10 protein-coding genes and 1 pseudogene are annotated in these 12,668 nt (G+C 74.0%); 4 read left to right on the top strand and 7 right to left on the bottom strand.

Annotated features, from left to right (window positions below):
- Window positions 1-8 precede the first annotated feature (8 nt).
- The 7 genes from EFE23_RS12990 to EFE23_RS12960 form a co-directional block, all read right to left on the bottom strand.
- Window positions 9-1,238: an MFS transporter gene (locus EFE23_RS12990; RefSeq protein ID WP_123241170.1), complete on the bottom strand. Its 1,230-nt coding sequence runs from the start codon at window positions 1,236-1,238 to the stop codon at window positions 9-11.
- Window positions 1,239-1,378: 140 nt separating this feature from the next.
- On the bottom strand, window positions 1,379-2,569 hold the full coding sequence (locus tag EFE23_RS12985) for a molybdopterin molybdotransferase MoeA (protein WP_123241169.1): 1,191 nt from the start codon (window positions 2,567-2,569) through the stop codon (window positions 1,379-1,381).
- Window positions 2,570-2,600: 31 nt separating this feature from the next.
- A complete protein-coding gene (narI, locus tag EFE23_RS12980) occupies window positions 2,601-3,365 on the bottom strand; it encodes a respiratory nitrate reductase subunit gamma (protein WP_123241168.1) in 765 nt (254 codons plus the stop codon).
- Window positions 3,362-3,985: a nitrate reductase molybdenum cofactor assembly chaperone gene (gene narJ / locus EFE23_RS12975; RefSeq protein ID WP_123241167.1), complete on the bottom strand. Its 624-nt coding sequence runs from the start codon at window positions 3,983-3,985 to the stop codon at window positions 3,362-3,364. Before narJ ends, narI begins: the two co-directional genes overlap by 4 nt.
- A complete protein-coding gene (gene narH, locus EFE23_RS12970; RefSeq protein WP_123241166.1) occupies window positions 3,982-5,679 on the bottom strand; it encodes a nitrate reductase subunit beta in 1,698 nt (565 codons plus the stop codon). The genes narJ and narH overlap by 4 nt, the downstream gene beginning before the upstream one ends.
- Window positions 5,679-9,344 carry a nitrate reductase subunit alpha gene (locus tag EFE23_RS12965; protein ID WP_123241165.1) on the bottom strand — a complete coding sequence of 1,222 codons (3,666 nt, stop codon included), beginning with the start codon at window positions 9,342-9,344 and terminating at the stop codon, window positions 5,679-5,681. Before EFE23_RS12965 ends, narH begins: the two co-directional genes overlap by 1 nt.
- Before the next feature lie 5 nt (window positions 9,345-9,349).
- Window positions 9,350-9,832 (bottom strand): pyridoxamine 5'-phosphate oxidase family protein, encoded by a 483-nt coding sequence (locus tag EFE23_RS12960; RefSeq protein ID WP_199737051.1) that lies wholly within the window; start codon window positions 9,830-9,832, stop codon window positions 9,350-9,352.
- A gap of 207 nt (window positions 9,833-10,039) precedes the next feature.
- Here EFE23_RS12960 and EFE23_RS28885 point away from each other — a divergent pair.
- From EFE23_RS28885 to EFE23_RS12945, 4 genes and pseudogenes are all read left to right on the top strand, one after another.
- Window positions 10,040-10,954 (top strand): annotated as a pseudogene (locus EFE23_RS28885) (thiamine pyrophosphate-binding protein); the annotation flags it as partial.
- An 85-nt stretch (window positions 10,955-11,039) separates the two neighbouring features.
- Window positions 11,040-11,639 (top strand): thiamine pyrophosphate-dependent enzyme, encoded by a 600-nt coding sequence (locus tag EFE23_RS28880; RefSeq protein WP_233600961.1) that lies wholly within the window; start codon window positions 11,040-11,042, stop codon window positions 11,637-11,639.
- 14 nt (window positions 11,640-11,653) lie between these two features.
- On the top strand, window positions 11,654-12,082 hold the full coding sequence (locus tag EFE23_RS12950; protein ID WP_148058441.1) for a putative zinc-binding protein: 429 nt from the start codon (window positions 11,654-11,656) through the stop codon (window positions 12,080-12,082).
- Window positions 12,083-12,136: 54 nt separating this feature from the next.
- A partial coding sequence (locus tag EFE23_RS12945) for a CYTH domain-containing protein (protein WP_199737050.1) occupies window positions 12,137-12,668 on the top strand: 532 nt, incomplete at its 3' end.

The following is a 12,668-nucleotide window of genomic DNA, read 5'->3' as shown; positions in this document are numbered from 1 at the left end:
GGCCCGTCTCAGCCCGACCGGCGGGCGAGTCCGCTCATCTTGACGGCGGTGAAGACGGCGGCGGCCAGCGCCACGTCCGACAGCAGCATCAGGCCGATCGCGTACGAGCCCTGCACGCCGTACACCCAGCCCATCACCAGCGGCGGGACGAACCCGCCGAGGCCACCGGCCGCGCCGACCAGGCCGGTGACCGCGCCCACCTGCTCGGCGGGGGCGACCTTGCCGACCAGGGCGAACACGGCTCCGCTGGCCGCGCCGAGCAGGGCCGCCATGCCGAGCAGGGCCACGGTGGCCACCGGCATCAGCGGCGGCTCGAAGGCCTGCACCACGGCCAGGGTGGCCACCAGGGCGAAGCACCAGACCAGCACCGGGACCGGGTGCAGCCGGTCGGACAGCCAGCCACCGAGGGGCCGGGCGGCCACGGCCAGCACCACGAACCCGGCGGTCCGCAGCGCCCCGTCGGCGGGGCTCAGCTCGTACGTGGTGCGCAGGTAGGCGGGCAGGTAGACGCTGAACGCCACGAAGCCGCCGAAACCGACCGCGTACAGGAAGCACAGCTGCCAGGTGACGGTGAGCCGTCCCACGCCGGCCAGCCGCTGCCAGGCCGAGCCGGTCGGTCGGACGCGGCCCGGGGCGTCGCGCAGCAGCAGGAACGCCAGCACGGCGTACCCGGCGAGGATCGCGGCGACGAGCAGGAACGGCGCCCGGTCGCCGTAGGCGTCGGCCAGCCGGACGGTGGTGAAGTTCGCGATCGCCGTGCCGCCCATCCCGACGCCGAACACGCCGATGGCGAAGCCCCGCCGGGCCGGCGGATACCACGCGGAGACGTGCGGGACGCCGACGGCGAAGGCGGTGCCGCCGATGCCCAGGAAGAAGCCGGTCACGATCAGTGCGGCGTACGAGGAGACCACGGTCAGCGTCAGCACCGGAACGATGGTGGCCAGGGTGACCAGCGGGAACACCAGCCGCGCCCCGTACCGGTCGGTGAGCGCGCCGATCGGGACGCGGCCGAGCGACCCCACCACCACCGGGACGGCGACGAGCAGGGACTGGGCCGCGAAGCTCAGCCCCAGCCGCTCCTTGATGCCCGGGCCGAGCGGCCCGAGCAGCGCCCACGCCCAGAAGTTGACCAGGAAGCCGAGCGTGGCGATGGCGAGCTGGAGCGACGCCACGCCGCCTCCGGCGGGCTGCGCCGCCGGCCGGCCGGCAACCTGCTGTCTGTCACGGGTCATTGTCATCGCTTTCTCCGTCGTGGTGGGGCGCCACTCGGCTTCGAACCGGAGGAGCAGAAGCCGTTTTCTTGTCTTCTTGATCGTGGAGCCCCTGAACCGGACCGGTCAGGGTCGGAAGTCCCGGCGCGGGCGGGACCTCGGGCCGGTCATCGTCCCGGCCGGAGCACGGCGACCGGGCCGTCGCCCCGCCAGCCCGGCGGCACGACGGCGAAGGCGTCCGCGAGGGCCGCGCCGCCCAGCCAGCCGGGCTGCCCGCCGGGGAGCGGGTGCAGGCCGTCGGCCGCGTACCGCACCGGCAGGATGCGGGTGTGCCGCTCGTCGGGCGCCGGCGCGCCGACCAGCGGCGCCGACGCCGGCTCGGACGGTGCCGCCCCGGCCAGGGCGGCCAGCAGCGGATCCGCCAGGGTGAGCGCGGCGACCAGGGCGGCGTACGGGTTGCCGGGCAGCCCGATGATCCACCTCGCGCCGGCCTGCGCCAGCACCTGCGGATGCCCCGGCCGGCAGGCGACGCCGTCGACGTGCACGGTGGCCCCCAGCAGGTCCAGCGCGTGGTGCAGCCCGTCGGCCGGGCCGACCGACGACGCGCCGCAGACGACGGTCACGTCGGCGTCGGCCAGGCTGCCCGCCACCGCCGCGGCGAACCGGTCCGGCTCGTCGTCGACCGTGCGGGTGTCGAGCAGCTCGGCACCCCACGAGGTCAGCAGCGGCCCCAGCATCGGGCCGATGGCGTCCCGGACCCGGCCCCAACCGGGCCGGCCGGCCGTGACCAGCTCGTTGCCGCTGACCACCAGCCGCACCCGGGGTCGGGCGTGCACGGTCAGGGTGTCGAGGCCGACGCTGGCGGCCAGCCCCGCCACCGGTGGCGTCACCGGCGCGCCCGGCGGGACCAGGTCCCGCCCGGGCCGGGCGTACTCGCCCCGGTGGCGGATGTGCCGGCGGTCGCTCGGCGCCGCCCACACCGTGTCGCCCCGCCGGTCGGCGGCCTCGTAGGGCACCACCCGGTCGGCGCCGGCGGGCACCGGCGCGCCGGTGGCGATCTCGACGGCGGTCCGCTCGGCCAGCGGCGCTGGGGCCCGGGTGCGGCCGGCGAGCACCCGGTCGACCACCCGCCACGGCCCGGGGCCGCGGACCGCGTACCCGTCCATGGCGGAGTTGTCGAAGCCGGGCACCGGCACCGCCGCCCGCACCGGCGCCGCCAGGATCCGCCCGGCCGCCGCGGCCAGCGGCACGTCCTCCGCCGGCAGGGGAGTGGCCAGGGCGTGGGCGAGCCGGCGGGCCTCCGCCCAGCCGGTGGGCGCGGCGTGGTCCCGCCGGTGGCGTTCGACGGCGACGGTCACGGCGCCTCCCGGACGACGAGCGCGGCGGCGCTCACCGGTCCGCCCGACCGTGGCCCCGGGCGGGCAGGCGGGGCGGCCCGTCCCAGCCGGGCCGGGTGGGACGCAGGCCGGGCCGGGGGCCTCGGCTGCGGTAGACCACGTACGGGCGGGTGAGGTAACCGACCGGGGCGCTGAAGGCGTGCACCAGGCGGGTGAACGGCCAGAACGCGAAGAGGGCGAAGGCGGCCAGCACGTGGATCTGGAAGCCCACCGGCACACCCGCCATCACGTCCGGGTCGGGGCGGAGGTAGAACAGCGAGCGGAACCACGGGGAGACCGTCTCCCGGTAGTCGTACCCGGCGCCGATCACGTTGGCCCGTACCGTGGCCAGCAGCCCGAGCACGATGACCCCGGCGAGCACCAGGTACATGGCCTTGTCGTTGCGGGTGGTGGCGGCGAAGACCGGCCCGGTGAGCCGGCGGCGGGCGATCAGGATGCCCATCCCGATCAGGGTGCACAGCCCGGCGACGGTGCCGATGAAGACGGCCATCAGGTGGTAGGTGTGTTCGGTGACCCCGACCGCCTCGGTCCACGACTTCGGGATCACCAGGCCGCCGACGTGCCCGATCAGCACCATCAGGACCCCGAAGTGGAACAGCGGGCTGCCCCAGCGCAGGATCGCGGTCTCGTAGAGCTGCGACGAGCGGGTGGTCCAGCCGAACTTGTCGTAGCGGTACCGCCAGATCAGGCCACCCACCAGGATCGCCATCGCCAGGTACGGGTACACCACCCACAGCAGCACGTTCGTCGTGTTCACCGGCGGCCTCCCGTGGTCGTGTCGACGAGTCCGAAGGGTTCCAGGCCGACCTGCTCCACCGGGGGCCCGGTGCGGGCCAGCCGGGCCGCGGCGGCGAGGTCGGCCGGCCGGGCCGGCGGCAGCATCTCCCGTACGGCGGCAACCGCGTGCCGGTAGCCGGAGCCCTCCCGGCCCAGCGCCTCCACCAGCAGGTCCAGCCCGACCCGGTTGTCCCGCAGCAGCCGCCACCCGCCCTCGTGCAGGGCGGCGAGGTCGAGCACGGCGGGCAGGAAGTCGGGCAGTTCGCCGTCGACGACCTCCAGCCCGGCGGCCCGGTACGCGCCGGCGAAGCCGACCAGCGCCTCCCCGCGCCGGCGGGTGTCGCCGCAGGTGTAGTAGGTCAGGTGCAGGCAGCAGCGGCGGCGGAAGTCGAAGACCTGCACGTACTCGGCGCGCAGCTCGACCGGGGTGGCGGCGGTCCGGTGCGCGACCACCTCGCGCAGCGGGGCCGCCACCTGCGACGGCAGCCCGTCCAGGGCGGCCCCGATCGTCGGCAGCGCGCCGAGCACCTCGTCGTCGGGGTAGCGCAGCAGCAGGGACGCGGCGCGGGCCGCCACGGCGCGCCAGTTCGGTGCGGTCACCGGTCGCCTCCGTCGGTGTGTTCCGGTTCGGTGCGGCGGGGTGGGAAGAGGCCCTTCGGGACGCTCTTGCCGTCCCAGTTGAGCAGGTTGACCCGGCGCGGTTCGTCGCCCGGGTCGACGAACCGGTCCGACGTCTGCCGGTTTCGCAGCGCGTGGAAGGTCTCCACCTGCACCGGCACCGGCGTGCCGGAGGACTCGCCGAACGGCCCCTGCCCGTACGGGCCGCCGCCGCCCATGCCCGGGCCGCCCTCGTAGTCGAGGCTGCACTCGGTGGCGATCTTCTCCAGCCGGTGCGCGTCCTCGGCGTGCGCGGCCGGGATGACGTAGCGCTGCTCGTACTTGGCGATGGCCAGCAGCCGGTACATGTCCTGCATCGCCGCGCCGGTCATCCCGACCGCGGCGGCGATCGACTCGTCGGCCGCCTCACCCAGGTTGATCCGCCGCTGGTACGCGCGCATCGCGGCCAGCCGGTTCAGCACGTTGCGCACCGGGGCCGGGTCGCCGGCGGTGAACAGCTCCGCGAGGTACTCGACCGGGATGCGCAGCGCGTCGATGGCGCCGAACAGGTTGCCGGCCGCCTCGCCGTCGTGCCCGGTCTCGCGCAGCACGTCGACCACGGGGGACAGCGGCGGGATGTACCAGACCATCGGCATGGTCCGGTACTCCGGGTGCAGCGGCAGCGCCACCTCGTACTTCATGATCAGGTCCCAGATCGGCGACCGCTGCGCCGCGTCGATCCAGTCGTCCGGGATGCCGGCGTCCCGGGCGGCGGCGACCACCGCCGGGTCGTGCGGGTCGAGGAAGACCGCGCGCTGCGCGTCGTACAGGTCGTGCTCGTCGGCCATCGCGGCGGCCTCGGCCACCCGGTCGGCGTCGTAGAGCATCAGCCCCAGGTAGCGCAGCCGGCCCACGCAGGTCTCCGAGCAGATGGTGGGCTGGCCGATCTCGATGCGCGGGAAGCAGAAGGTGCACTTCTCGGCCTTGCCGGTGCGGTGGTTGAAGTACACCTTCTTGTACGGGCAGCCGGTCACGCACATCCGCCAGCCCCGGCAGCGGTCCTGGTCGACCAGCACGATGCCGTCCTCGGCCCGCTTGTAGATCGCGCCGGAGGGGCAGGACGCGGCGCAGGACGGGTTGAGGCAGTGCTCGCAGATCCGCGGCAGGAAGAACATGAACGTCTTCTCGTACTCCTGCCGCACCTGGTCGGAGACCTTCGCGAGCACCGGGTCACCGGCCGCGATCTCGTTGCCGCCGGCCAGCGAGTCGTCCCAGTTGGCGCTCCAGGTGATCTTCGTGTCCTGGCCGGTGAGCAGCGACTTGGGCCGGGCCACCGGGATGTCCTCGCCGGCCGGCGCGTTGATCAGGTGCTCGTAGTCGTAGGTCCAGGGTTCGTAGTAGTCCCGCATCGCCGGCAGCTTCGGGTTGGCGAAGATGGTGAACATCTTCTTCAGCCGCCCGCCCGAGCGCGGCTTCAGCCGGCCGGACCGGGTCCGCACCCAGCCACCCTGCCAGCGGTCCTGGTCCTCGTAGGTGCGCGGATAGCCCTGCCCGGGACGGGTCTCCACGTTGTTGAACCAGACGTACTCGACGCCGGAGCGGTTGGTCCACGCCTGCTTGCAGGTGACCGAGCAGGTGTGGCAGCCGATGCACTTGTCGAGGTTCATCACCATCGCCATCTGCGCCATGACCCGCATCAGTACTGCACCTCCTGGGAGCGGCGGCGGATCACGGTGACCTCGTCGCGCTGGTTGCCGGTGGGCCCGAGATAGTTGAAGGCGAAGGAGAGCTGGGCGTACCCGCCGATCAGGTGGGTGGGCTTGACCAGCAGCCGGGTCAGCGAGTTGTGTATGCCGCCGCGGCGGCCGTTGACCTCGGCCTTCGGCACGTCGATCACCCGTTCCTGGGCGTGGTACATGTAGACGGTGCCCTCGGGCATCTTGTGGCTCACCACGGCCCGGCAGACCACCACGCCGTTGCGGTTCACCGCCTCGATCCAGTCGTTGTCCCGTACGCCGATCTTCGCCGCGTCGGCCTCGCTCATCCACATCGTCGGCCCGCCCCGGGACAGCGTCAGCATGAGGAGGTTGTCCTGGTATTCCGAGTGGATCGACCACTTCGAGTGCGGGGTGAGGTACCGGACGGTGATCTCCAGCTCCCCGTTGGCGCCCAGGCGCGGCTCGCCGAAGAGCCGGTGCATGTCCAGCGGTGGCCGGAAGATCGGCAACCCCTCGCCGGCCTCGTGCATCCAGTCGTGGTCGAGGAAGAAGTGCTGCCGGCCGGTGAGCGTGTGCCAGGGCTTGAGCCGCTCGGTGTTGATGGTGAACGGCGAGTAGCGCCGGCCGCCGTGCTCGCTGCCCGACCACTCCGGGCTGGTGATCACCGGCTCCGGGCGGGCCTGGGTGTCGGCGAAGGTGATCTTCTTCCCGCCGTGCTCCTCGGCCAGGTCGGCCAGGCGTACCCCGGTGCGTTTCTCCACGTCGTGGAAGCCGGCGACGGCGACCCGGCCGTTCGTGGTGCCGGACAGCGCGAGGATGGCCTCGCAGGCGTGCACGTCGGTGGCGAGCGACGGCCGCCCGTCGGCCGTCCCGCCGCGCACCTCGCCGTTCTTGTGCCGCAGGTACTCCACCTCGGGCCGGACGTCCACGGCCACGCCCTTGCCGGTGGTGCCGAGGGAGTCCATCAACGGGCCGAGGGCGGCCATCTGGTCCGCGACCGCGCCGTAGTCCCGCTCGACCACCACCAGCTTCGGCATGGTCCGGCCCGGCACCGGGGTCGCACCCTCGGCCGCCCAGTCCCGGACCCGGCCGTACGGGGTGGCCATGGCGTCCGGGGTGTCGTGCAGCAGCGGCGCCGCCACCAGGTCCCGGCGCACGCCGAGATGGGTCGCGGCCAGCGCGGAGAACGCCTTCGCGATGCCGTGGAACGCCTGGAAGTCGGTCCGGGTCTGCCACGGCGGGTTGATCGCCGGGGTGAACGCGTGCACGAACGGGTGCATGTCCGTGCTGCTCAGGTCGTGCTTCTCGTACCAGGTGGCGGCCGGCAGCACGATGTCGGAGAAGAGGGTGGTGGAGGTCATCCGGAAGTCCAGGCTGAGCAGCAGGTCGAGCTTGCCCTCGGGCGCCTCCTCCCGCCAGGTCACGTCCTTCGGGCGCAACTCCTCCGGGGCCTCCGACGCGCGCAGGTTGGCGTCGGTGCCCAGCAGGTGGCGCAGGAAGTACTCGTTGCCCTTCGCCGACGAACCGAGCAGGTTGGCCCGCCACACGGTCAGCACCCGGGGCCAGTTCTCCGGCGCGTCCGGGTCGGTGCAGGCGAACCGCACCCGCCCCTGGCCGAGCTGCTCGGCGACCCAGCCACCCGGGTCGTCCGGGGACGCCGCGAGCGCCTCGTCGGCCAGGTCCAGCGGGCTGCGGTCGAAGGTCGGCATGGACGGCATCCAGCCGGAGCGGGCCGACTGGGCCAGCAGGTCCATGGTGTGCTTCCCGGCGAACGCCCCCGTCCCGGTGGGCGAGGCCAGCACGTCGGCGGAGTACGTGTCGTAGCGCCACTGGTCGGTGTGCACGTACCAGAAGGCGGTGCCGATCATCTGCCGCGGCGGGCGCACCCAGTCCAGGCCGAACGCCAGCTGCTGCCAGCCGGTCACCGGGCGGCACTTCTCCTGCCCGACGTAGTGCGCCCAGCCGCCGCCGTTGACCCCCTGGCAGCCGGTCAGCGTCACCAGCGCGAGGATCGCCCGGTAGGTGGCGTCGGAGTGGAACCAGTGGTTGGTGCCCGCGCCGAGCAGGATCATCGACCGGCCGCCGGAACGCTCGGCGTTGTCGGCGAACTCCCGGGCCACCCGGGCCACCTGCGCCGCCGGCACCCCGGTGATCGGCTCCTGCCAAGCCGGCGTGTACGGCGCCTCGACGTCGTCGTAGCCGGCCGGCCACTGCCCGGGCAGGCCGTCGCGGGCCACCCCGTACTGGGCCAGCAGCAGGTCGAAGACGCTGGTCACCAGGTGCCCGCCGACCGTCCGGGTGGGCGCGCCCCGGCGTAGCACCTGCGGGGTGTCGGTGTCGAAGCGGGGCAGCTCCACCTCGACCGAGTCGCCCCCACCGAGGCAGGTCAGGGCCGGCTCCAGGGCACCGAGGTCCAGGTTCCACTGGCCCGGCTGCTCGCCCCACCGGTGGCCGAGGCTGCCGCGCGGCACCGCCGGCGCGCCGGTCGCGGAGTCCCACAGCACCGTCCTGAACGCCGCCTCCCGGTCGGACTCACCCAGCTCCGCCGCGGTGAGGAACTTGCCCGGCCGGTACGCCCCGTCGGCGCCCGGCTCCAGGGTGACCAGGAACGGCAGGTCGGTGAAGCGCCGGACGTAGTCGACGAAGCGCGGCGTGCGCCGGTCCACGAAGAACTCCTTGAGGACCACGTGCCCCATCGCCATGGCGAGCGCGCCGTCGGTGCCCGGCTGCGCCGGCATCCACTCGTCGGCGAACTTCACGTTGTCCGCGAAGTCGGGGCTGACCACCACCACCTTCTGGCCCCGGTACCGGGCCTCGGCCATCCAGTGCGCGTCCGGCGTCCGGGTCACCGGGACGTTCGAGCCCCACATGACGAGGTAGGAGGCGTCCCACCAGTCGCCGGACTCGGGCACGTCGGTCTGGTCCCCGAACACCTGCGGGGAGGCCACCGGCAGGTCGGCGTACCAGTCGTAGAAGGACAGCATCGAGCCGCCGATCAGGGACAGGAACCGGGCGCCGACCGCGTGCGACACCATCGACATCGCCGGGATCGGGGAGAAGCCGGCGACCCGGTCCGGGCCGTACTCCCGGATCGTGTGCACGTGCGCGGCGGCGACCATCTCCTGGGCCTCGTCCCAGGTGATCCGGACCAGGCCGCCCTTGCCCCGGGCCCGCTGGTAGCGGCGGCGGCGCTCCGGGTCGGCCTGGATGTCCGCCCACGCCGCCACCGGGTCGCCGAGCCGCCGCTTCGCCTCCCGGTACATCTCCACCAGCACGCCCCGGGCGTACGGGTAGCGCACCCGGGTGGGGGAGTACGTGTACCAGGAGAAGGCGGCGCCGCGGGGGCAGCCGCGCGGCTCGTACTCCGGCCGGTCCGGCCCCACGCTCGGGTAGTCGGTCTGCTGCTGCTCCCAGGTGATGATCCCGTCGCGGACGTACACCTTCCAGGAGCACGAGCCGGTGCAGTTGACGCCGTGCGTGGAGCGGACCACCTTGTCGTAGGACCAGCGGTCCCGGTAGAAGGCGTCCGCCTCCCGACCGCCGATCTGGTGCAGCGTCCGGCCGTCGGCGGACACCTCGGCCCGGCGTACCAGACCGCCGACCGCCAGCAGTGCCCGTTCCGCTTGCTCGGTCGCTCGCGACATGTGCCTCATTCCTCCGCTCGGTCGGGCGTGCCCTCCACCGTCGTACCGATCATGACGCGGCGCAACCCGGACGCGCCCGCGGTCCGTGGCACCAGACGGAAGCCGGTCACCAGCCGGGGCGTGACGGCGATGAGGTGATCGGCCACGCCCACCCAGGGACGCAACCGGCCGTGATACCGGTCGGCGCGCTCACCGGCCTCGACCCGGACCGCGAGGCCGGTGACGACGACGCTCCAGCCGGACCGCTGCTCCTCGTCGATCTGGTCGACCTCGTACGCGACCACCGTCGGCGCGCCGGCGGTCTGCGTCGCCACCGCCGAGTCCCGGTGGGTGCCGAAGACCACGAGGCCGTCCAGCACCACATGGTTGACCGGACGAATGGCCGGCAGCGCCCGCTGCGTGAACACCACCCTGCCGACCCGGACCGAGGCCACCAGGCGCATCGCCTCGGCCCTCGGCATCTTCCGCAGCGCCCGGCTCTCCGCCACGCCTCCTCCTCGGCCCATCCACCCGGCATCCGGCATCTCCCGGCCACGATCAGGGGTCGGGCCGGACGGCGGGTAGGGCCGAAGGTCCCGGCCCACCCCGGCCGGGTGGGACCCCCCGCGATACCCGGGCCGCCACGGTCGTCGGTCCCGTCGCGGCCGGGCCCTTCGCCGCTGCCGGCGGCCGGTTGCCCCGGGTCAGGCTCAGCCATGATCTCGGTACGACAGGCGGCCTTCGACATCTTCCGGTCGCATCACCTGACCACCGTGTTCGGCAACCCCGGCTCGACCGAGCTGCCCATGATCGCCGGCCTGCCGTCCGACTTCCGCTACGTCCTCGGCCTGCAGGAGGGGGTGGTGATCGGGATGGCCGACGGGTACGCCCAGGCCACCGGGCGTCCCGCGCTGGTCAACCTGCACAGCGCGCCGGGCGTGGCGACCGCGATGGGCGCGTTGGTGAACGCGGCGGCGGCGCACACCCCGTTGGTGCTGACCGCCGGGCAGCAGGTCCGGGCCCTGCTCACCGGGCCCGCGCTGCTGACCAACGCGGAGCCGACCGTGCTGCCCCGTCCGCTGGTGAAGTGGAGCGTCGAGCCGCCCCGGGCGGAGGACGTGCCGGCCGCGCTGGCCCGGGCCGCGCACCTGGCGGCCCTGCCGCCGCGCGGACCGGTGCTGGTCTCCCTGCCCATGGACGACTGGACGGCCCAGGTCGACGACGCCCAGGCGCAGGTCCTCGCCGAGCGACGGGTCACCGTCGCCACCGGTGTCGACGTCGCCCTCGTGCGGGAGCTCGCCGCCCGACTCTCCGCCGCCCGCTCGCCGGTGCTGCTGGTCGGCGCCGCGCTGGACAGCGCCGAGGGGTGGGCGGCGGCGGTCCGACTCGCGGACCGGTGCGGCCTCCCGGTGTACTGGGCGCCGCTGGAGCCCCGGTGCGGCTTCCCCACCGGGCATCCGGCGTTCCAGGGGGTCCTGCCGGCGACCGAGGCCGGGGTGGGCAAGGCGCTGCGCGGGCACGACCTCGTCCTGGTCGCCGGGGCCAGCGCCTTCCGCTACTACCCCTACGTGCCGGGACGGCTGCTGGGACCCGACGCCGAACTGGTGCTGCTCACCGACGACCCGGACGAGGCGGCCCGCGCGCGCGTCGGGCGGGCGGTGCTAGCCGACCCGGTGGCCGTGCTGGCGGTGCTGGCCGAGGAGGTCGGCGAGGCCGGTGCCGCGCCCCGCGTCCCAGGGCCGCGCCCGCAGCCCGGTGGACGACCCGGCGGACCGGCTCAGCGCCGCCGGGGCCTACGCGGCCCTCGGCCGCGTGCTGCCGCCCGACGGGGTGGTGGTGTGCGAGTCGGTGTCGAACATGCGCGACTGCCAGGACCAGATCCGGTTCGGCCGCCCCGGCGGCTACTACAGCCCGGCCGGGGCGAGCCTCGGCTTCGGGGTGCCCGCCGCGATCGGGGTGCAACTGGCGCAGCCGGACCGGCCGGTCACCGCGGTGGTCGGCGACGGTGCCCTCCAGTACGCCCTGCCGGCCCTCTGGACCGCCGCCCGGTACGACGTCCCGGTCACCGTCGTCGTGCTGCGCAACGACCGGTACGCGGTGCTGGAGGACTACCGGGACTTCCTCGGGCTGCCCGAGGTGCCCGGCCTGCGGGTGCCCGGGATCGACACGGTCGCCCTGGCCCGGGCGTACGGGGTGGCGGCCACCCGCGCGGCGGGCGGCGCGGAGCTGGCGGGCGCCCTGCGGGACGCCCTGGCCCGGACCGGCCCGACCCTGATCGAGGTGCCGATCGGCGGCGCCGGAGAGAAGCACTGGTGAGCGGAGGAGACCCGGTGACCCGTCCCGATGATGTCCCGCCGATGACCGACCGTCGCCGGTCGCGGCGCGACCAGCCCGTGGTGTACTCCTGTTCCGGCTGCTCCAGCGCGGCCCAGCTCGCCAACGCCCTCGCCGTCCGCCTCGACCGGTCCGGGCTGGCCGAGATGTCCTGCGTCGCCGGCCTCGGCGGCGACGTCGCGCCGCTGCTGCGGCTGGCCCGTTCCGGCCGTCCGCTGCTGGCGCTCGACGGCTGCCCGCTGGTCTGCGTGGCGGCGACCCTGGGCCGGCACGGCCTCACCCCGGACCGGCACGTCGTGCTCAGCGACCACGGCGTGCGCAAGCGCCGGCACGTCGACCCGGACGAGGCGGACCTGCGCCGGCTGTGGCCGCTGGTCGCCGAGGCGGCGCGCGACTGCGCGCCGGCGCTACCCGACCGCGAGTAGCCTGACCAGCGGGTCGAAGGCGTCGTGAGGACACCGATGCGAAGGGTGGCGGGGATGCCGGACGAGCCCGTCCGCGATGGGAAGTACGCGCGGGTCGAGCGGGAGAGACGGTTCCTGCTGGCCGAACCGCCGCTGCCGGCTGCGGTCACCGCCAGCCGCCACATCACCGACCGGTACCTGGCCGGCACGCGGCTGCGCCTACGGCGTGTCGAGAACCTCCCCGGCGGAGCCTGCGAGTTCAAGCTCACCCAGAAAGTGCCCGCCCAGCGGCCAGGCCACATCCAGGGAATGATCACGAACATCTACCTGTCCCCAGCCGAATACGAACTGTTCGCCAGCCTGCCCGCCGCAACGCTGTCCAAGACACGCCTGAGCGTCCCACCGCTGGGCATCGACGTCTTCGACCCTCCGCTGCACGGTCTGATCCTGGCTGAGGCCGAGTTCACCACCGACGAGGCGGCACGCTCGTTCGTCCCACCCCCGCAGATCGTCGCCGAGGTCACCGACGACCCCCGCTTCACCGGTGGCTCACTCGTCCTCGCCCAACGCGACGACCTGCTCAGCTGGCTCGCCGACTACGGCATCA

The organism is Micromonospora solifontis (assembly GCF_003725545.1).
Lineage (GTDB): Bacteria > Actinomycetota > Actinomycetes > Mycobacteriales > Micromonosporaceae > Micromonospora > Micromonospora solifontis.
Note: the sequence above shows the minus strand (reverse complement) of the source record. Positions and strands in the feature narration are given on the sequence as shown.